Origin of the sequence: Paraburkholderia azotifigens (assembly GCF_007995085.1) — a bacterium.
Lineage (GTDB): Bacteria > Pseudomonadota > Gammaproteobacteria > Burkholderiales > Burkholderiaceae > Paraburkholderia > Paraburkholderia azotifigens.
This window is the reverse complement of the sequence record NZ_VOQS01000003.1, coordinates 1,133,454-1,151,953: the sequence shown is the minus strand read 5'-3', so window position 1 is coordinate 1,151,953 and position 18,500 is coordinate 1,133,454. Positions and strand designations below refer to the sequence as shown.

At 63.5% G+C, this 18,500-nt stretch carries 19 protein-coding genes; 9 read left to right on the top strand and 10 right to left on the bottom strand.

What is annotated here, in order from left to right; translation table 11 throughout:
* Nucleotides 1-198 precede the first annotated feature (198 nt).
* Nucleotides 199-1,254 (top strand): LacI family DNA-binding transcriptional regulator, encoded by a 1,056-nt coding sequence (locus tag FRZ40_RS22370; protein WP_028363776.1) that lies wholly within the window; start codon nt 199-201, stop codon nt 1,252-1,254.
* Nucleotides 1,255-1,298: 44 nt separating this feature from the next.
* On the opposite strand, the gene FRZ40_RS22365 is transcribed toward FRZ40_RS22370, so the two are convergent.
* Entirely contained in the window at nt 1,299-1,724 is a 426-nt protein-coding gene (locus FRZ40_RS22365; protein ID WP_028363775.1) for a VOC family protein, read from the bottom strand.
* A gap of 103 nt (nt 1,725-1,827) precedes the next feature.
* On the opposite strand from FRZ40_RS22365, the gene FRZ40_RS22360 reads away from it, so the two are divergent.
* Nucleotides 1,828-2,703: a LysR family transcriptional regulator gene (locus tag FRZ40_RS22360; protein ID WP_147235618.1), complete on the top strand. Its 876-nt coding sequence runs from the start codon at nt 1,828-1,830 to the stop codon at nt 2,701-2,703.
* A 90-nt stretch (nt 2,704-2,793) separates the two neighbouring features.
* Here the strand turns inward: FRZ40_RS22360 and FRZ40_RS22355 are convergent, their stop codons facing one another.
* Nucleotides 2,794-3,966, bottom strand: coding sequence for a thiolase family protein (locus FRZ40_RS22355; protein ID WP_147235617.1), 1,173 nt, complete (start codon nt 3,964-3,966; stop codon nt 2,794-2,796).
* Nucleotides 3,967-4,026: 60 nt separating this feature from the next.
* Entirely contained in the window at nt 4,027-5,331 is a 1,305-nt protein-coding gene (locus FRZ40_RS22350) for an MFS transporter (protein WP_028363772.1), read from the bottom strand.
* Between the two features lie 326 nt (nt 5,332-5,657).
* Here FRZ40_RS22350 and FRZ40_RS22345 point away from each other — a divergent pair, with 326 nt between their 5' ends.
* Together FRZ40_RS22345 and FRZ40_RS22340 are read left to right on the top strand one after the other, a co-directional pair.
* Nucleotides 5,658-6,425, top strand: a complete 768-nt coding sequence (locus FRZ40_RS22345) for an SDR family oxidoreductase (protein WP_147235616.1) — start codon at nt 5,658-5,660, stop codon at nt 6,423-6,425.
* Between the two features lie 11 nt (nt 6,426-6,436).
* Nucleotides 6,437-7,240, top strand: coding sequence for an enoyl-CoA hydratase/isomerase family protein (locus tag FRZ40_RS22340; protein ID WP_147235615.1), 804 nt, complete (start codon nt 6,437-6,439; stop codon nt 7,238-7,240).
* Between the two features lie 5 nt (nt 7,241-7,245).
* Here the strand turns inward: FRZ40_RS22340 and FRZ40_RS22335 are convergent, their stop codons facing one another.
* Nucleotides 7,246-8,145 (bottom strand): LysR substrate-binding domain-containing protein, encoded by a 900-nt coding sequence (locus tag FRZ40_RS22335; RefSeq protein WP_147235614.1) that lies wholly within the window; start codon nt 8,143-8,145, stop codon nt 7,246-7,248.
* A gap of 173 nt (nt 8,146-8,318) precedes the next feature.
* Between FRZ40_RS22335 and FRZ40_RS22330 the strand changes: the two genes are divergently transcribed.
* Together FRZ40_RS22330 and FRZ40_RS22325 are read left to right on the top strand one after the other, a co-directional pair.
* Nucleotides 8,319-10,304, top strand: a complete 1,986-nt coding sequence (locus FRZ40_RS22330) for a CaiB/BaiF CoA-transferase family protein (RefSeq protein ID WP_147235613.1) — start codon at nt 8,319-8,321, stop codon at nt 10,302-10,304.
* Between the two features lie 104 nt (nt 10,305-10,408).
* Complete coding sequence (locus FRZ40_RS22325) at nt 10,409-11,740, top strand: sensor histidine kinase (protein WP_147235612.1); 1,332 nt, start codon at nt 10,409-10,411, stop codon at nt 11,738-11,740.
* A gap of 24 nt (nt 11,741-11,764) precedes the next feature.
* Here FRZ40_RS22325 and FRZ40_RS22320 read toward each other — a convergent pair whose 3' ends face one another.
* Nucleotides 11,765-12,256, bottom strand: a complete 492-nt coding sequence (locus tag FRZ40_RS22320) for an SRPBCC family protein (RefSeq protein WP_147235611.1) — start codon at nt 12,254-12,256, stop codon at nt 11,765-11,767.
* Nucleotides 12,228-12,596, bottom strand: a complete 369-nt coding sequence (locus FRZ40_RS22315; protein ID WP_147235610.1) for an ArsR/SmtB family transcription factor — start codon at nt 12,594-12,596, stop codon at nt 12,228-12,230. The genes FRZ40_RS22320 and FRZ40_RS22315 overlap by 29 nt, the downstream gene beginning before the upstream one ends.
* 124 nt (nt 12,597-12,720) lie before the next feature.
* On the opposite strand from FRZ40_RS22315, the gene FRZ40_RS22310 reads away from it, so the two are divergent.
* From FRZ40_RS22310 to FRZ40_RS22300, 3 genes are all read left to right on the top strand, one after another.
* Nucleotides 12,721-13,536: a class I SAM-dependent methyltransferase gene (locus tag FRZ40_RS22310; protein WP_147235609.1), complete on the top strand. Its 816-nt coding sequence runs from the start codon at nt 12,721-12,723 to the stop codon at nt 13,534-13,536.
* Nucleotides 13,537-13,726: 190 nt separating this feature from the next.
* Complete coding sequence (locus tag FRZ40_RS22305) at nt 13,727-14,173, top strand: hypothetical protein (protein ID WP_147235608.1); 447 nt, start codon at nt 13,727-13,729, stop codon at nt 14,171-14,173.
* Between the two features lie 185 nt (nt 14,174-14,358).
* Nucleotides 14,359-15,117 (top strand): YoaK family protein, encoded by a 759-nt coding sequence (locus FRZ40_RS22300; protein ID WP_028363763.1) that lies wholly within the window; start codon nt 14,359-14,361, stop codon nt 15,115-15,117.
* A 21-nt stretch (nt 15,118-15,138) separates the two neighbouring features.
* Here FRZ40_RS22300 and FRZ40_RS22295 read toward each other — a convergent pair whose 3' ends face one another.
* The 4 genes from FRZ40_RS22295 to FRZ40_RS22280 all read right to left on the bottom strand — a co-directional run bounded on the left by FRZ40_RS22295 (nt 15,139) and on the right by FRZ40_RS22280 (nt 18,405).
* Complete coding sequence (locus FRZ40_RS22295) at nt 15,139-15,849, bottom strand: dienelactone hydrolase family protein (protein ID WP_147235607.1); 711 nt, start codon at nt 15,847-15,849, stop codon at nt 15,139-15,141.
* Nucleotides 15,850-16,108: 259 nt separating this feature from the next.
* Entirely contained in the window at nt 16,109-16,546 is a 438-nt protein-coding gene (locus FRZ40_RS22290) for a carboxymuconolactone decarboxylase family protein (protein ID WP_028363761.1), read from the bottom strand.
* A 126-nt stretch (nt 16,547-16,672) separates the two neighbouring features.
* Nucleotides 16,673-17,518, bottom strand: a complete 846-nt coding sequence (locus tag FRZ40_RS22285) for a carbohydrate ABC transporter permease (protein WP_028363760.1) — start codon at nt 17,516-17,518, stop codon at nt 16,673-16,675.
* On the bottom strand, nt 17,515-18,405 hold the full coding sequence (locus FRZ40_RS22280) for a carbohydrate ABC transporter permease (protein ID WP_028363759.1): 891 nt from the start codon (nt 18,403-18,405) through the stop codon (nt 17,515-17,517). Before FRZ40_RS22280 ends, FRZ40_RS22285 begins: the two co-directional genes overlap by 4 nt.
* Nucleotides 18,406-18,500 lie beyond the last annotated feature (95 nt).

The following is an 18,500-nucleotide window of genomic DNA, read 5'->3' as shown; positions in this document are numbered from 1 at the left end:
TGGTGTGTGCCGCTGGTGTTTCCCGCTGTGGCATCATGCGCCATCAAAAACCATCAAACTTCGCACGCGCACGGGCGTTGGTTTTTCGTTACGCTGTGCCGTGACCGCATGATGTTGCTGCAAGACTAGGGACGCCCAATCGCCCTGTCAAACCGCAAACCTGATTGTTTTTGATGGATTTTGCCCTCAGGAACCCGCATGGCTGACGCGCCTATTCCTCTCTTTCCGCCGCGCGCGCGGATCGCGGACATCGCCGCTGCGGCGGGTGTGTCGACGGCGACCGTCGATCGCGTATTGAACGGCCGCGAAGGCGTGCGGCCCATGACGGCGCGGCGCGTGATGCAGGCAGCCGCGCAGGCGGGCTACGCGGTCGATGCGCAAACGCCCGAGGCGAAACCGGCCAGGCCGTTGAAGATCGAATTCCTCGTGCCTGCCGGCACGAACCGCTATTTGCGCATGCTCGGCGATTACATCGAGTTCGCGCACAACCAGTGGGCCGCGCAAGGTATGCGCTGCCGCGTGCATTACGTGGAGAGCTTCAACCCGAACGAACTCGCCGCTCGCCTGTTGCACTATGGCCAGCGCGCGGACGGCGTGGTCTTCATGGCGCTGGAACATCCTGTCGTGCGCGACGCGGTGAATGCACTTGCCGATCAGAATGTGCCCGCCATTACGCTGATTTCCGATCTGTCGAATTCGCGCCGGCTCGCGTACGTCGGCATCGACAACCGTTCAGCGGGACGCACGGCGGCGCTGCTGCTCGGCCGTTTCATGGGTCCGCGTCCGGCGGGCAAGATCGCGATGCTGGCGGGCAGTCTCAACTATCGCGGGCATGAGGAACGCGAGATCGGCTTTCTGCATCTGATCGAATCGACGTTTCCGCAAGTGAAGGTGATCGGCCTGCGCGAAGGACAGGACGACAGCGAGCGCAACTATGTGCAGACCCGCAACCTGATCGCACAGCATCCCGATCTGGCTGGCATCTACAACAGCGGTGGCGGTTCGGATGGCGTAGCGCGCGCGATCGTCGAGGCGAAGACGGAGCAGAAGATTCTCTTCGTCGGACACGGGCTCACGCCGGATACGCGCGCGCTGCTGATCGACGGCACGATGGATGCGCTGATTACGCAGACGCCGCAAGCGATGGTTGGCAATTGCCTGAAGATTTTCCGCAACGTGCACGAAGCGCGTGACGCGCTGGACGGCGTAAAGCCCGTGCAGTTCAGCATCGTGCTGCGCGAGAATTTGCCGTGAAGCTGTAGGGGCGCTTCACGGCGCGCCAGTACCTGAAACGCGGGTTACTTCGCGAACAGCTGGCCGATGTCCTTGAATGCCTTGAACTCGAGCGCATTGCCGCACGGATCGAACAGGAACATGGTTGCCTGTTCGCCGACCTGCCCCTGAAAGCGGATATACGGCTCGATCACGAACTTCGTTCCGAACGACCTGAGCCGCGCCGCGAGCGCTTCCCATTGATCCCATTCGAGCACGATGCCGAAGTGCGGCACGGGCACGTCGTGACCGTCGACGGGATTGCTATGCACGCTTTCCTGCGACGCCGTTTTCGGATGCTCGTGAATGACGAGCTGATGGCCGAAGAAATTGAAGTCGACCCACTGCTGGCTGGAGCGGCCCTCTTCGAGCCCGAAGACGCGTCCGTAGAAGTCGCGCGCGGCGGGAAGATCGTAGACGGGAATGGCCAGATGAAAAGGCGAAAGGCTCACTGATTTCTCCAAGGTGGGGCGCGAGTTATGACCCGATGATACGCAGCGGCTTAGTAAAACAAAATCAATATATTATTGGGCGAAACACAAATGGAATCGATCAATGATCCGCGAATTGAAAACGCTGATTGCCGTCGCCCAGGAGGGCACCTTCGCGGCCGCGGGCAGCAAGATCGGCCTGACGCAAGCGGCCGTGAGCGCGCAGATGCAGCGGCTCGAAGCCGAGTTCGGCTTTGCGCTGTTCGACCGCGAAGGACGCACCGCGCGTCTCAATGCAACGGGCCAGCAGGTGCTCGTGCAGGCACAGGAAGTCGTCCGGCTTTATAACAGGCTCAGTTCGACGGCCGCGGATCCCGCCGCCAACGTGCGCGTGAATATCGGCGCGATTGCGTCGGTGCAGCGCTCGTTGTTGCCGGATGCGCTGGCGCGCTTTCACGCGCAATGCGAGGGCTGCAGGACGCGTGTGATTCCCGGCGTGTCGATGGAGTTGCTGAATCTGGTCGATGCGGGAGAACTCGATATCGCGGCCATCATCCGCCCGCCGTTCTCGTTCCAGAGCGATCTGCGCTGGACGACGCTCGCGCAGGAACCGTTCAGGCTCATCGTGCCGCGCGGCGTGAAGGGCAAGGACTGGGCCGCGCTGTTGTCGGATCAGCCATTCATTCGATACGACCGTGCATCGTTCGGCGGCCGTCAGGTCGATCGCTTTCTGCGCCGGATGCATTTCACCGTTCGCGAAGTGTGCGAAGTCGACGAACTCGAAGCGATTGTCAGGCTGGTCGAGAACGGCGTCGGTGTGGCGATCGTGCCGCAGACGGCGACGTTTCGACACTGGCCCGCGAAGGTGCGCGCCGTCGATCTCGGCCATCACACGTTTCATCGCGATGTCGGGCTCGTGCATCGCGCGCCGCAGCATCTGAGCGAGCCTGTGCAACGGTTGCTGCAACTGATCGAAGCACAGGCGCATAAGAAGCCTTGATTTCAGCCGCCGTGAAGGCGGTGCGTCATGCAGCGGCGGCAGGCTTTCTTGCAGATAGAGCGAGCGCGACTCCGGGAATGCAAGGCAGAATCAGGTCGATAGAATCGTGACGAGCGCGACGGCCGAATCGCCTGCCAGTTGACCGCCGTTATTCTCCGCAAGCGCGACCTTCGCGCCCGGCCGTTGCCGCGCGCCTGCCTTGCCGCGCAACTGCTGCGTGAGTTCGACGATCTGCGCGACGCCCGTCGCACCCACGGGATGACCGCGCGACAGCAGACCGCCGCTCGGATTCACCGAAACACGTCCACCGATATCCGTATCGCCCGAGCGGATCAGCTTCGGCGCGTTGCCGGGGGCGCACAAGCCCAGGTTCTCGTAGTGAATGAGTTCCGCGGGCGCGGAGGCATCGTGCAGTTCGACGACATGCACGTCCGACGGACCGATGCCAGCCTCTTCATACGCAGCGTTCGCCGCGCGCACCGCGACCAGTTCGCCCGAACCATCTGCTTTCGCCGACACGATCGAACTCGCGCGGATGAACACCGGGCGAATATCATGCTTCGCCGCGTACTCTTCCGAGCAGATGAAGAGCGCCGCGCCGCCGTCGCCGATCGACGAGCACATGAAGAGCGTCAGCGGATCGCTGACCATGCGGCTCGCGAGCACTTCCTCGACGCTCGTTTCGTTGCGGAACTGCGCATGCGGATTCAGCGATCCCGCGCGGCGGCTCTTCACGACGACTCGCGCGAAGTCGCTTGCTTCGGCGCCCGTTTTTTCCATCCACTTGCGCGCCTTCGCCGCGTAGAGATCCATGAAGAGCGAGCCCGTGCCCGTCGTCACGCCTTCGGGCAGCGGCTCTTCGAGATCGACGGCTTTCGCGAACGCGCCGAACGAAATCGCCTTGTCTTCATGCGTGAGCTTTTCGACGCCGACCACCAATGCGGTTTCCGACTGCCCCGAAGCGACCGAAAGCCAAGCGAGATTCAACGCCGAACTGCCCGACGCGCACGCATTCTCGACGTTGAACATCGGCTTGCCGTCGAGCCCCGTATTGCGCAGGGACGACTGCGCGCGAATCATCTCCTGTCCGGTGACGACGCCTGCCGCTGCATTGCCGAAGAAGACACGATCGACATCGTTCACGGTGGCGCGCGCATCCTTCAATGCGAGCGATACCGCCTCTTCGGCGAGCGACTTCAGATTGCGATTGAGAAACTTGCCAAACGACGTCATGCCGACGCCACCGATAACGACTTTCCGCATTGCTGCCTCCAATGATTGACCTGCTGAAATTCAGAAGATGATGGCGTGTCGACGTAGCGCTCAGTCGAGAACCTTTCCGCGCGTCTCCGGCATCCGCGCATAGACCACGAAGCCCACGACACACACGGCCGCGACATAGACCCACAGGTATGGCGACAGGCCCGAATTCGACATCGCGGTGACGATGTAGGGCAGCGTGCCGCCGAACAGCGCCGCCGATACCGCATAAGGCAGCGCCACGCCCGTTGCCCGCACGTGTGCCGGGAATTGCTCGGCCATCACCGTCGCGCAGGTTGCGGCGAATCCCGACGAGAGCAGCATGCCGATCGTGACGATCGCGGTAGCGCTCCAGAAGTCGTTGCTGAGGAAATGCAGCGCGGGCCATGCGAAGAGCGCGGAGCCGCCCGCGAAGACGAGCAGCACCGGCTTGCGGCCAATGCGATCCGACAGCCTGCCGATGAACGGAATCACGATCAGCGACACGACGATCGAGATCACGCTCGCGTTGAACGCATCGTGCAGCGGCAAACCGGTACGAAGATGCGCGAGCGTCGGAAACAGCACGAGCCACAGATAGACGCACAGATTGCCCGCCATCGCGATGCCGATTACGCGCAGCGCCGCGCGTCGATGTTCGCGAACGATCACGAGAAACGGATGACGTGCGCGCTGATGCGTGGCAGCGCTCTTTCGGAACGCATCCGTTTCGGCGACGGCGAGCCGCACCCACAGCGCGACGAAGCCGAGCAATCCCGCGATCGCGAAGGCGACGCGCCAGCCCCAGCTCGCCATGCCCGCATGGTCGATGAGCGACGTGAGAACCGCGCCGATCAAAGCCGCCACCAGCACGCCCGCGTTGACCGCGAAGTGCTGCCACGAGCCCGCGAAGCCGCGCCGGGACGGCGCCGACGATTCGATCAGGAACGTCGATGCCGAGCCGAATTCGCCGCCTGCCGCGAAGCCCTGAATGAGCCGCGCCAGAACGAGGATCAGCGGCGCGGCGAAGCCGATCGACTCATAGCCGGGACATACGGCGATGACGAGCGAACTGCCCGCCATCAACGCAACCGATAACGCGAGGCCGTTCTTGCGCCCGTGCCGGTCGGCGTAGGCGCCGAGCAGCGCACCGCCTATCGGCCGCATCACGAAGCCGACCGCGAACACTGCAAATGCCGAAAGCAGCGACACGCGATCGTTGTTCGCGGGAAAGAAGTGACGTGAGAAGAGCGCGGCGAAGGTCGCGTAAATGATCCAGTCGGTGAATTCGACGATGGTGCCGAGCGTCGCCGCGACGATGGCTCTTCGCTGCGCTCGCGTGAGCGGCGTCGCGGGTTGCTGGGCGACGCCCGGAAGGATGGTGTCCATGTTGTCTCCGTGTCTCTTTGTGGTGAGCGTGCGCGGGTTGCACGACGCATGCGGAACGTGCGGGACGTATCGCCTGAACCGTGCGACACAGCGTTCGGCCCTGCACATGGACGCATCCTAGGTTTCGCAAACCAGCCCACGCAAACGACTTTTTTTGCGCTGTCGATTGATATTTTTTGCAGTCAACCCACGGACCGCCGACGCACGGGCATCGCCCGTTTCGATTGAGGGAAAGTCAATCGAAGCCGCGAAAAAAGTCGTTTGAACGCGGTGCCGCACGCGACCTAGCATGGAATCCACAGACTTTCATTCCATGGAGACACGTCATGCATGCATCGCCTCACAACCCGTCCGCGGAGGTCGCCATCGTCACGGGCGGCGCGAAGGGCATCGGCTTGGGCATTGCGGCGGCGCTCGCACGCAAGAGCTTGCGTATCGCGCTGTTCGATCTCGATCGCGCGGCGCTCGATCAGGCGGCCAGCACGCTCGCGGCTGAAGGCGCCGAGGTGATCGGACTGCCTGTCGACGTAACGAACGGCGCGTCGGTGAACGAAGCCGTCGAAGCCGTCGCCGAACGCTTTGGCCGGATCGACGTGCTGGTGAACAACGCGGGCATCGTGCGCGACAAGCGCATCACGAAGATGAGCGACGACGACTGGGACGCCGTGATCGGCGTGAACCTCAAATCGCAGTTCCTGTGCTGCCGCGCCGTGCTCGCGCATATGAGCGCCGCGCGTTATGGACGCATCGTGAACATATCGTCGCGCGCGTGGCTGGGCGGCATCGGACAGTCGAACTATTCGGCGGCGAAGGGCGGCGTGGTGAGCCTCACGCGCAGTCTCGCGCTCGAATGGGCGAGCGCGGGCATCACGGTGAACGCGGTTGCGCCCGGCATCGTCGATACGCCGCTGTTTCAGGCTTTCGATGCGGAGCTTCAGGAACGTCTGAAGAAGTCAGTGCCTGTGCAGCGCATCGGCACGCCCGACGATATCGCGCAGGCCGTGCTGTTTTTTGCGCAACGTGAAGCGTCGTACATCACGGGGCAGACGCTCTATGTCTGCGGCGGCCGTTCGCTGTCGTCGGCGGGCGTGTGAAGGAGACGATCATGACCATTCACTACAGCGTGTCCGATCATGTGGCCACCGTAAGCCTTGACCGTCCCGAAGCGCTCAACGCGCTCGATCTCGACAGCCTGAAGGCGTTGCGCGCGGCACTCGCCGAAGCGCGCGACGACGATGACGTGCGCGTGATCGTGCTCACGGGCGCGGGGCAGAAATCATTTTGCGTCGGCGCGGATCTGAAGAATACGTTGCCGCCGACGACGAGCTTCGGTTCGTCGTTCGTACGTTCCATCGACCGTGCCGCGGCTGAAGGCATCTACGTGCGTTTGATGGATCTCGGTTCGCTGCGCCTCTTCAAGCCGGTCATCGGCGCGATCAACGGATATTGCCTCGGCGGCGGGCTCGAACTCGCGCTGCAGTGCGATCTGCGCATCGCGTCGAGCAGCGCGGTGTTTGGCTTGCCTGAAGCCGTCGTCGCGAGCATTCCCGCCGTGTGCGGCATTCAGGCGCTGCAAAAAGCCGTGCCGTCCGCCATCGCGATGAAGATGCTGCTGACGGGCTGCAAGATCGACGCGGCCTACGCGGAGCGCGTGGGCCTCGTGTCCGATGTCGTCGAGCCGGAAGCGCTGATGGACACAGCACACGAAATCGCGCGCACGATTGCATCGAATGGTCCGCTTGCCGTGCAGATGATCAAGAAGGTCGCGGAGACGAGCAGCAACGTGCCCCTTGCGCAGGCGCTCGAATTCACCGAGCTGGCGTGGGGCGCGATGCGCGATTCGGAAGATCGCGTAGAAGGGCGCAAGGCATTCGCGGAGAAGCGCAAGCCGCAGTTCAAGGGACGTTGAAGCCGTCAGCTACGCGCTTCGCCGATCGACAGCAGCCAGTCGCGAAACGCTGCGAACTCGGGGTTCGACAGGTGCTCGCGCGGATAGATCAGGTAATACGTGAACGCGCCCAGATCGAGCACGAACGAAAAGGGTGTCACGAGCGTGCCGTCGCGCAGCTGGTCGGCGACGAGCACGCGCTGCGCCATCGCGACGCCGATGCCTTGCGTCGCGGCGAAGTACGCGAGGATCGAGCTTTCGTAGCTGAGCCCGCTCAACGGATTCACGCCGCGCACGCCCGCCGCGTCGAGCCATTTTGCCCAGTCCTCGCGGCGCGCCAGCGAATGCAGCAGCGGCACGTTGCGCAGTGCTTCGGGCGTGGCGTCGGTGAGGTCGGGGTGCGCGCGCAGAAACTCGGGGCTGCATACGGGCACGAGTTCGTTCGGCACGAGACGGTCATGGCCGACATCCGATGAAGGCGCATGCGACAGGCGGATCGCCGCATCGACGTCTTCGGTGTTGAAGTCGACGGGTTGCAGCGACGTCGTGAGACTGACTTCGATGTCGGGATGCTCGCGATGAAACGTCGACAGACGCGGCAGCAGCCAGTTCATGGAAAAAGTCGTGTAGCCGCGAATCTTGAGCGTGCGGCGCCGGCGCGCTTCCGTGAGGTTGATCGTCGCTGTGCGCATCGTCTCGAAGCCGCGCACGATGTCGGCGAGATAGCGCTCGCCCATCGGCGTCAACGCGATCGCGCGATGTCCGCGTTCGAACAGCAGCACGCCGAGCTGGTCTTCGAGCAGCTTGATCTGACGGCTCACGGCCGCGGGCGTGACGTTGAGTTCGTTCGCGGCGAGCTGCACGCTGAGCAGCCGGCCGCAGACCTCGAAGGCACGCAGTGCGTTGAGTGACGGAAGGGTTCGCATCGAAAAATGGTAGCACGCGTATCGTGCGGCGCATGCCGGGAAAGCTACGTAGAAACGCGCTTGCGTTCACATCAGTAAAACTCAATCGGGCGCGCAGGAAATGTCGTTTGAGCGCGGCTGTAACGCACCGTATCGTTGGTACAAGGCAATCTGTGAGACTCAAGGAGACAACCATGCTGGACGATGTGCGTATTCTGGCCTGGGGTGCTCGCCACGCGATCAGGCTCGGCGCGACGCTGCTCGAACGCGCGGGCGCGCAGGTCACGTTCGGCGAAGCGCGGCCGCGCGACATTTCCGCGTATGACGTGATCGTCGTTTCATCGGACATGAGTCCGGCGAACGAGCGAAGCGCAATCGCGGAGCTGAAGGCGGCGGGCACGCATATCGTGTGCGACATCACAGCCACCGGGCCGCAAGGCGCGCGCGCGTGCATGCGCGGGACGGACGCGCAGATTCAGGCGATCAGCGGATTGATGGACACGACGGGATTTGCGCACGGCGAGCCCGTGCGTATCGGCGTGCCGTTCACGGAGATTTCGGCGGCGCTCTATGCAAGCGCGGCGATTGCCGCGGCGGTGCGCGTGAAGCGTTCGCGCGGCATCGTGCAGAACATCGACGTGACGCTGTTCGGTTGCGCCGCCAGCGCGCTCACGACGTTTCTGCCCACGGCGTTCGCGCAAGGCACGGTTGGCCGCGTCGGCAACCGGCATCCTGCGTGCGCGCCATGGAATGCGTACGCGACACGCGACGGCTGGATACTCATCTGCACCAGCACCGAAGAACAGTGGCGCAAGATCAAGGAGGTGGCCTGTGTGCCGCAACTCGGCGATCCGCGTTTCGCAACGTTGCGTGAACGGGTGGTGAACGTCGATGAACTCGATGCGTTGATCGAGACGTGGACCGCCACGCTGACGACAGCCGAGTGTTCGCTGTTGTGCGAACGGATCGGTTTGGCGGCTGGGCCGATCGTGTCCGTCGCGGGTTTGAGCGGCGAGCCGAATTTCCGCATGCGGCATGCGGATGCCGCAATGCAGATCGACACGCAAGGCATCGACAGTGACACGTATCGGCGTGTGCCGATCTTCAATACATCGCGTCTGACTGATGACACATGCGCCACCCCGCACGCGAGCCCGGAAAGCGCTGCGCATGTTCCGCATGCAGGGCCGCTTGCGGGCATCAAGGTTGTCGAGATCGGCCAGTACACGACGGCGCCGCTCGTCGGCAAGCATCTTGCGGCGCTGGGCGCGGAAGTCGTGAAGGTCGAGCCGCCCGACGGCGAAGTGGCGCGTTCATGGACGCCGGGCCAGGCGGGCACGAGTTACTTCTTCGCGCTCAATAACACCGACAAGCAAACCATCGCCCTCGATTTGAAGCAGGAAGCCGACCGTGCGCATCTGAGCGCGATGCTTGCCGATGCCGACGTGCTCGTCGAGAACCTGCGTCCGGGTGCGCTCGCGAAGCTCGGTTTCGATCGCGACACGCTCGGCAAGATCAATCCGCGTCTGATCTATTGCTCGATTTCCGGCTTCGGAATCGCGTCCGCGTATCCCGGAAGGCCCGCGTTCGACACCGTGATTCAGGCGATGAGCGGCCTCATGGACCTGACGCGCAGCGCGGGCGAGCCGGTGAAGCTCGGGGTGTCGGGCGCGGATATTCTCGGCGGTCAGGCGGCGCTGCTCGCGATTGTCGCCTGCCTTGCCGATCCGGCGCGACACGACGGAACGTTCGTCGAAATATCGATGCAGGATGTGGCCGCATGGTGTGCGCTGTTTGCGTCAGGCAATCGGGAGGGACAGGGAATCGCCGTCGCGTGCATCGACGGCCATGTGTGGCTCGAAAGCGATGAGCATGTCGATGCAGCGTCGCTCGCGGCGCATGCACAACAGGCGCGATGCAGCGGTGAGACGCGCGCGTCGGCTGTCGCGGCGCTCGCGAAAGCGGGCATCAGCGCGGTGCCGGTGGCGCGCGTGCATGAACTGATCGAGGACGGCGATTTTCTCGCGGACGTGCTGAGCGTCGCGCGCGATGCCTGCGGCGCATTCTGGCCTGTCATCAAGGTGCCCTACCGTCTGTCACGCACGCCCGCCCGCGTGCGCGCGGTGCCGGGCGCGCCGACGCGAGCCCTCGCGGGACGCTTCGCAGCGCTCGCCGTCTGAGAATATTTCTCACCTCAACGACACCTTCTAATGCTTTAGGATATCTGCCACTTTGCTGCACCCCATAGCAGCGACGTGTTGCGGTTCCATATAAGAGGTGTCGAATGAATAATCGACGGGGACGCGCTTCGCAGTCTATCGCGGTGCGGCTGACGTGGTGGATCGCATGCGTGATCGTGGCGCTGAGCGTGGCTGCCTGCGCCGCGTCGTTTGCGGCCGCCTATGTCGAGGCAAACAAACTGCAGGACGGCCATCTTCGCGAGATCGGCGCATTGATCGATAGCGGGGAAATCGTCCTCACGCGGTCGGCTGCTGCGAGGCACGGCAGTGAAGACCCGGATGTGCGGCTCGTCATCTCGCGCCTCGACAAGCCTTCGACGGACGCGGATCCGTTCATTCCCGTTTCGACGCTGGCGGGTCTTGCAGACGGCATGCATGACGTCGAGGTCAAGCACCAGCGCTGGCGCGTCAATGTGCGTAAGTTGTCGAACGGGGAGCGCATTTCGGTCGCGGAACGTTCGGCCATCCGCGACGAAATTGCGAGCGACGGGGCATTGAGAACATTGCTGCCGATGCTCGCGCTGACACCCGTTCTGATCGTCGTGGTCGTCGTACTCGTGCGCCGGATGCTTCTGCCGCTGCGGCGTCTCGCAACGGTCGTGGATCAACAGGACGAGGCGACGCTCGATGTGCTGTCCGAGCAGGACATTCCCAGAGAGCTGCTGCCGTTCGTGACGTCGATCAACCGGCTCATCGGGCGGCTCAAGGATGCGATGTCGCAGCAGCGAAGGTTTATCGCGGACGCCGCTCATGAACTGCGTTCGCCCCTCGCGGCGCTGTCGTTGCAGGCCGAGCATCTCGGCGCCGCGGGCAATCCGCATGTCGCCCGTGAACGGCTCGTCAAGTTTCAGGCTGCGCTGCGGCGCACGGTGCGGCTCGTCGAACAGCTGCTCGCACTCGCGCGTTCGCAGCACGGATCGACGATCGAGCCGTCGTCGGTTTCCCTTCGGCAACTGGCTACGGATGCCGTCGTCAACGCCGTCGACATGGCGCAGAGCAAGCAGGTGGATCTCGGGTTGGAGAAGGTCGACGATATCGAAGTCGTCGCCGATGTTCCGGCGCTCGCGATCGTATTGCGCAATCTCGTCGACAACGCCGTGCGCTACACGCCGGCGGGCGGCAGGGTCGACGTGTCGGTGACGAGCAGCGCGGGCAATCTGCTGATCGAGGTGACGGACACGGGGCCGGGCATCCCCGACGATCAGCTATTACGCGTACTCGAACCGTTTTACCGGATGCCGGGCACGGTCGCGGCGGGCAGCGGGCTTGGCCTGTCGATCGTGTCGGAAATCGCCCGGCGCAGCGGCGGTCAGCTCCGGCTCGACAATGTCGACGGCGGATTGCGTGCCTGTTACCGGCATCCGTTGCGAACCTGAGCGCCGCGTGTCCGGCGGCCGCGCCTAGTTCGGCGCGAGTGTGAGCGCGAACTCGTCGAGCTGGGTGATGCAGGTGTTCCAGCCATCGAAGAAACCCAGCTGTTCATGCCGCTCGCGCGTCGCGGCATCGGGATGCATGACGCGCGCGACATAGCGGCTGCCCGCGCCTTGCGCGGACATCGCGATGTCAGCCGTGAAGCCGAGCCACGGCGTATTCGGCCGCCAGCCTGCCGTGAGCATCGACGTGAACACGATGCGCGCATGCGGAACGATGTCGAGAAAGCAGCCAGGATTGTCGCTCGCGCCGCCGTCCGGACCTTGCATGAAGGTATGAAAGGCGCCGCCGGCACGCAGATCGAACGCTCGGACTTCCGTGGTCCAGGGCTTCGGACACCACCATTGCTTCAGCAGATCCGGTTCGGTCCACGCGCGCCATAGCGCACTCACGGGCGCACGCAGCGTGCGCGTGATGACGAGATCGTTAGCGTCAGCGCTTTCGACGGGTTCGGTTGACATGAGCCTGCTCCTCCTCGTGAAGATGTTCGACGAATTCGACCATGCGATCCGAGCGTGCTTCCCAGACGGCGCGTTGTTCGGCGAGCCACGTTTCGGCTTCCGACAGCCGCGCGGGCAGCAGCTCGCACGTGCGCGCACGGCCCGTCTTGTGCGTGCGGATGAGGCCGCTGTGTTCGAGCACGGCGAGGTGTTTCATGAACGAGGGCAGCGCCATGTCGAAGGGCTGCGCCAGCACCGAGACAGTCTGCGCCCCACGGCCGAGCGCGCTGACGATCGCGCAGCGGGTCGGATCGGACAGCGCCTGAAACACGTCGCTTATCGCTACATGATAGTTAGCCATATGGCTAAGCATAGAGCAAACGCGGACCAAACGCAGGCCAAACCCGATGCGAGTGAAGATCGTCGCGACGGAAACTCTCGTCTAAGCTGTTTGCATCGGTGATCGCGATATCGGGAGGGGTTCGATGAACACGTCCAACGACACAGGCTTTACCGGTTCGATTCCGGAAATCTACGAACGCTATCTCGTGCCTATGCTCTTCGAGCCATATGCACGCGATCTCGGCAGCCGGCTTGGATCGATCAGGGCGACGCGTGTGCTGGAGATTGCGGCGGGCACGGGCGTCGTCACGCGGGCGATGGCGGACGTGCTGCCGCCGCATGTCGAAATCGTCGCGACCGATCTCAACCAGGCGATGCTCGACCGCGCCGCGCAGTCCGGCGCAAGCAGACGGGTGACGTGGCAGCAGGCCGACGCCATGCAACTTCCGTTCGACGAGGGCAGCTTCGATCTCGTCGTCTGCCAGTTCGGCGCGATGTTTTTCCCCGACAGGCCGCACGCCTATTCGGAAATGCGGCGCGTGCTTCGAAGCGGCGGGGTGCTGTTGTTCAACGTCTGGGATCGCATCGAAGAGAACACGGTGACGGAGACGGTTTCGGCCGCGCTCGACACGCTCTATCCAACGGACCCGCCGCGCTTCATGCAGCGCGTCCCGCATGGATATAGCGATACCCGCGTCGTCGCGCGCGACCTCGCGAATGGCGGCTTCCGCGATCAGCTGGACATCGAGACGGTTGCAAAGCGCGGCCACGCCGAATCCGCCGATCTCGCGGCGATGGCCTTCTGCCAGGGCACGCCGCTGCGCGGCGAAATCGAGGCCCGTCAGGGCGCGACGCTCGACGAGGCTACGTCGGTGTGCGCAGCGGCGATCCGGGCGCGTTTCGGCGATAGCGCAATCGACGGCAAACTTCAAGCGCACGTCGTTACTGCACAACGTTAAACGCGCGAAACAGTGTGTGCCGCGATCCGCAAGAGCGGGTCAAAAGCCGCGCGCGCCTTGTCTGTCGGGCGTTACGACCGATCGTCGCCGGAAATTGTTACACCTCTTACCGGCAACACGGGGCGTCGTTACTAGAGCCTTTCAGATGGCCGGTTATACTCGGCGCCGTCTCAAAACTACATACCTGACTATGTCGAAGCGAATCATTCAGATGGTGGCCATTGCAGCGCTGACGGCTGCGACGTCATTGCCGGCGCTGGCCGGCGATATGAACAATGCGCTTGGCGGCGCGCTCGGCGGTGTGGCGGGTGCCGCACTGGGCGGCGCGGTAGGCGGCAGCACGGGCGCCGTGATCGGCGGTGCCGTCGGCGGCGGCGCGGGCGGTGCGGTGACGTCGAACCGCCGCGAGCGCACGGGCGCGATCATCGGCGGCGCGCTGGGCGGCGGTGCGGGCACGGCAGCCGGCAACGCGATGGGCGGCCGCGGAGGCGGTCTGGTCGGCGCGGCGCTCGGCGGCGGCGCAGGCTCGGCGCTGGGCGGCAATATCTCGCGCTCGAACTCGTACGCCGACGACTATTCGCACGACTATTCGCACGGCTATCGCAAGCGCAAACACAAGCACCACTATCAGGACTGATCGGTGTGCTGGATGCCCGCAGGTTCGCGCCATCGCGAACTTGCGGGCGTGACGGGCACGCTCGCCACGCATCGGCAGCCGTTGCCTGCGACAAATCAACGCAGGCAACTGTCGCCGATCAAAAACGAGATACAAGCGATTTGAAGGTAGGATTGACGTCATTCCCTTCTTTTGCAGCCATCATCGTGCCCGTCGACTATCTTCGCGGCTTTACCTCGGCCGCTCGCACCGACGCCGCCAACCGGAGGCTAGGTCTGGCGCTCGCGGGCATCGCGGGCGCTGCGAACGCCGGCGGCTTCCTCGCGATCGGTCAGTACACGTCGCACATGTCGGGCATGGTGTCGTCGCTCGCCGACAACCTCGCGCTCGGCAACCTCGCATTCGTGCTGTCGGCGGCGAGTTCGATCTTCGCGTTTCTCGCCGGCGCGGCGAGTTCGGCCATTCTGATCAACTGGGGCCGGCGCATGGGCACGCATAGCGTGTTTGCGATGCCGCTCATGCTCGAAGGACTGCTGCTGCTGTGCTTCGGCATCCTCGGCGCGAATCTCGAGCAACATCGTTTGCTGTTCATCCCCACCACGGTCACGCTGCTGTGCTACGTGATGGGCCTGCAGAACGCGATGATCACCAAGATATCGAAGGCGGAAATCCGCACCACGCACGTGACGGGACTCGTCACGGATATCGGCATCGAAATCGGCAAGGGCTTGTACTGGAACCGGGGCGTCGCGTCGACGGAAGCGGGTTATGTCGGCGCCGATATGCGCCGGCTCGGTCTGCTCGCTTCGCTGCTGGGGATGTTTCTGGCGGGCGGACTGGGCGGCGCGATCGCGTTCAAGCAGGTCGGCTTTGTCGCGACGGTGCCGCTGGCGGCGCTGTTGCTCGTGCTGGCGGCCGTGCCCGTTGCGGACGATCTGTTGCGGTATCCGCGGCGCGGGCGTTGAGCTGGCGCTGCCGTTACCCGCTTACTTGTCCCAAAGCCTGCGCCCGAAGAACGTCAGCGTGCGGTCCCAGGCCATTTGCGACCAGACGGGATCATACTGCGTGCCGGCGATGCGGCTCGGGCCGACGGCTGTTTCGTTTGCGAACGCATGGTGCGCGAGATAGCGATGGAACTCGGCGTCGACATTCGCTTCGCGCAGTTTCGATTCCAGCGTGTCCACCGTCGCGGCTGCGAAGAACGCGTCCTGCGTGCCCCAATGCGCGAGCACGGGAACCTTGATCTTCGACGCATCGATGTATTCGAGCGGGGGGAAGCCGTAGAACACGACACCCGCCGAAACCTCCGGGCTCTGACATAGCGTGAGGAAGGTCAGCGCGCCGCCCATGCAATAGCCCATCACGGCCACGCGGCCCGAGCGCTGCTTGAGGTACTGGACGGCGCCGCGAATGTCCTGCGATGCGGCATCGCCGAAGTCGAGGCCATCCATCAGATGATGGGCTTCCTCTTCTTCGACCGTCGATTTGCCGCGATACAGATCGGGCACGAGCGCGAAGTAACCGGCCGCCGCGAGACGATCCGCGACACCGCGAATCTGGTCATTCAAGCCCCACCATTCCTGAATGACGACCACCGCTGGCGCGCCCTCCGTTTTCTCGGGCGCCGCGAGATAACCTTGCAATTCTTTGCCGTCCGGGCGGCTAAAAGTGACCATGGATCCCGTCGTCGTGTTCATGAGTGTGTTCCTGTTGAATGGACCCATTAGCATAGCGCCAACGCATGCGAAATGCAGGTTCACGGACTCGTGGAAAATGAAAGCGCACTGCAAGCGGCATTACGCTCGCGCAGCGTCGTGAGTACGACTGCCGCTCGCACGATGCCGTGATTCCCGTGCATGTTTTCGTCGCCTTGCTGACGCTCGCCGCCGTCGTTGAAAACAAAAAAGCGGACATCGCCCGCTTTCTTCACACAGCACGTGCTACGCGAACACCGCACTACGCCGGCGTCTTCCGGAACGAAATCGCAAAGCGGTTCCATGCATTGATCGCCGAAACCAGCAGCGTCAGATCGACCAGCTCGGCTTCGCTGAAATGCGGCTTGACGGCTTCCCACACAGCGTCGGGCACATGATCTTGGGAAATCAGCGTCACGGCTTCCGTCCATTCCAGCGCCGCGCGCTCGCGAGCCGTGAAGAAAGGCGTTTCGCGCCATACGACGACCGTCGCCAGACGGCGGTCGGTTTCTCCGCCCTTGCGCGCATCGGCGGTGTGCATGTCGACGCAGAACGCGCAACCGTTGATCTGCGATGCGCGCAGGCGCACCAGATCCGTCAGCGATCTTTCGAGGTCGCTCTTGTTGATGCGTTCTTCGAGCGCGAGCAGCGCCTTGATCGCATGCGGGTTCGCTTTGTAGAAGTCGAGACGTTGTTCCATGACGGTATCCTCAGTGAGCTGCGCTTTGCTTGCGCGACACACGAAGATTAGGCGCGAAACTGGCCATGTTAAATGGCCAATTTCGAGTATTTTCAGGTAACCACTTTGGAAGGCGCGCAGAACAGATTATTTGACCGCGCCGAGCGCGAGGCCTTTCACCAGATAACGCTGCAGCCACGCGAACACGATGGACACGGGCAGTGTCGCGCACAGCGTCGCGGCCATCACCAGATGCCATTCGACGACGTACTTGCCCGCGACCATATCGGTGACCTGCACGGTGAGCGTCTTGTTTTCGGGCGAGCGGATCAGCGTATAGACGACGGCGAACTCATTCCACGCGTTGATGAACGTGAAGATCGCCGTCACGACGATGGCGGGCACGGCGAGCGGCAGGAACACCTTGAACACCGCGCGCGTGCGGCTGCATCCTTCGAGCCACGCCGACTCTTCCAGATCGCGCGGCACGGTGGCGAAATACGACGACAGCATCCACACGGCAAACGCGATATTGAACGCCGCGTACGACACGATCACGCCGATCTTCGAATCGACGAGATTGCCGTCGCCATACGGAATCATCGCGGCGAGGCGGAACAGGCCGACCACCAGCAGAATCGGCGAGAGCATCTGCGTGACGAGCAGAAACTGGCGGTACAGCCCGCGTCCGCGAAACGGAAAGCGCGCGAGCGCGTACGCGGCGGGCAGGCTGACGGCGAGCGCGAGCGCCGTCGAAAGCAGGCTGATCACCGTGCTGTTGCGCAATGCGACGCCGAAGTTCGCGGCCGTCCACATGTCGGCGAAATTCTGCCATTGCCAATGCACGGGCAGCCAGCGCGCGGGATAGATGAACACTTCCTGCGCGGGCTTCAAGGCCGTGAACAGCATCACGGCGAACGGAAACAGCACGACCACGATGAGCGGCGACAGCGCGAGCCAGCACCACACGGTGCGTTTCATTTTCGCGTTCATGCGGGCTCTCCTTCCTTCGACGGCTGCACGCGCAAATAGAGCACCGAAAACACGAACAGCATGATGAGCATGACGAGCGACACGGCCGCGGCCTGACCGGGACGTCCGAGCCTGAAGCCGAGTTCGTACAGGTACGTGACGAGAATATGCGTGCCGTTGTCGGGACCGCCCTGCGTCATCACCCAGATGATCGGGAACGAGTTGAATACATAGATTACGTTCAGCAGGATCGCCATGTTCACGAACGGACGCAGCAAAGGCAGCGTCAGCTGGCGGAACTGTTGCCACGAACTCGCGCCGTCGATGCGCGCGGCCTCGTAGATATCGCCGGGCACGGACGACAGCCCGCCCAGCAGAATCGTCACCGTGAACGGAACCGACACGAGAATGCCGACCGCGATCTCGACGGGAAACGCCAGCTCGGGCGTCGCGAGCCAATGGATCGGACCGCCGATCAGACCGAGCCGCTGCAACGTGACGTTGACCATGCCGTAGTCGTCGTTGAACGCCCAGCGCCAGACGACGGCCGTCATCGTCAGCGACACCGACCACGGCAGCATCACGATCGTGCGTGCAATGCCGCGGCCGTGGAAATCCTGATTCAGCACCAGCGCGACGGGCACGGAGATGATCACGGTGCCGCCCACGACGCACGCGGTCCACACGACCGTCCGGCGCAGCGAATCGAGGAACACGGGGTCGGCGAACACCGTGTAGAAGTTTTTCAGGCCGGTGAAATCGCGGATCGCGCCGAAGCGCGACACGTCGTGCAGCGACTGCCACACGATGTTGAAGATCGGATAGCTGATGATGAACAGCGCGAGGATCAGACTCGGCGCGATCAGCCACCAGGGCGCGGCGGCGCGCGGGGCGATGGAACGGCTCATACGCGCTCGGTCGACGGATGCTTGGGCGTTGGAACTCATGAAGCCCTCAGGACGGAATGGGCCGGATGCAACTCAGCGCTTCGGTGAAAAGAAGC

What these genes read in the sequence shown, in the direction of transcription:
- FRZ40_RS22370 (WP_028363776.1), top strand. Translation starts at nt 199, where the DNA reads ATGGCTGACGCGCCTATTCCTCTCTTTCCGCCGCGCGCGCGGATCGCG.
- FRZ40_RS22360 (WP_147235618.1), top strand. Translation starts at nt 1,828, where the DNA reads ATGATCCGCGAATTGAAAACGCTGATTGCCGTCGCCCAGGAGGGCACC.
- FRZ40_RS22355 (WP_147235617.1), bottom strand. Translation starts at nt 3,966, where the DNA reads ATGCGGAAAGTCGTTATCGGTGGCGTCGGCATGACGTCGTTTGGCAAG.
- FRZ40_RS22350 (WP_028363772.1), bottom strand. Translation starts at nt 5,331, where the DNA reads ATGGACACCATCCTTCCGGGCGTCGCCCAGCAACCCGCGACGCCGCTC.
- FRZ40_RS22345 (WP_147235616.1), top strand. Translation starts at nt 5,658, where the DNA reads ATGCATGCATCGCCTCACAACCCGTCCGCGGAGGTCGCCATCGTCACG.
- FRZ40_RS22340 (WP_147235615.1), top strand. Translation starts at nt 6,437, where the DNA reads ATGACCATTCACTACAGCGTGTCCGATCATGTGGCCACCGTAAGCCTT.
- FRZ40_RS22335 (WP_147235614.1), bottom strand. Translation starts at nt 8,145, where the DNA reads ATGCGAACCCTTCCGTCACTCAACGCACTGCGTGCCTTCGAGGTCTGC.
- FRZ40_RS22330 (WP_147235613.1), top strand. Translation starts at nt 8,319, where the DNA reads ATGCTGGACGATGTGCGTATTCTGGCCTGGGGTGCTCGCCACGCGATC.
- FRZ40_RS22325 (WP_147235612.1), top strand. Translation starts at nt 10,409, where the DNA reads ATGAATAATCGACGGGGACGCGCTTCGCAGTCTATCGCGGTGCGGCTG.
- FRZ40_RS22320 (WP_147235611.1), bottom strand. Translation starts at nt 12,256, where the DNA reads ATGTCAACCGAACCCGTCGAAAGCGCTGACGCTAACGATCTCGTCATC.
- FRZ40_RS22315 (WP_147235610.1), bottom strand. Translation starts at nt 12,596, where the DNA reads ATGGCTAACTATCATGTAGCGATAAGCGACGTGTTTCAGGCGCTGTCC.
- FRZ40_RS22310 (WP_147235609.1), top strand. Translation starts at nt 12,721, where the DNA reads ATGAACACGTCCAACGACACAGGCTTTACCGGTTCGATTCCGGAAATC.
- FRZ40_RS22305 (WP_147235608.1), top strand. Translation starts at nt 13,727, where the DNA reads ATGTCGAAGCGAATCATTCAGATGGTGGCCATTGCAGCGCTGACGGCT.
- FRZ40_RS22295 (WP_147235607.1), bottom strand. Translation starts at nt 15,849, where the DNA reads ATGAACACGACGACGGGATCCATGGTCACTTTTAGCCGCCCGGACGGC.
- FRZ40_RS22290 (WP_028363761.1), bottom strand. Translation starts at nt 16,546, where the DNA reads ATGGAACAACGTCTCGACTTCTACAAAGCGAACCCGCATGCGATCAAG.
- FRZ40_RS22285 (WP_028363760.1), bottom strand. Translation starts at nt 17,518, where the DNA reads ATGAACGCGAAAATGAAACGCACCGTGTGGTGCTGGCTCGCGCTGTCG.
- FRZ40_RS22280 (WP_028363759.1), bottom strand. Translation starts at nt 18,405, where the DNA reads ATGAGCCGTTCCATCGCCCCGCGCGCCGCCGCGCCCTGGTGGCTGATC.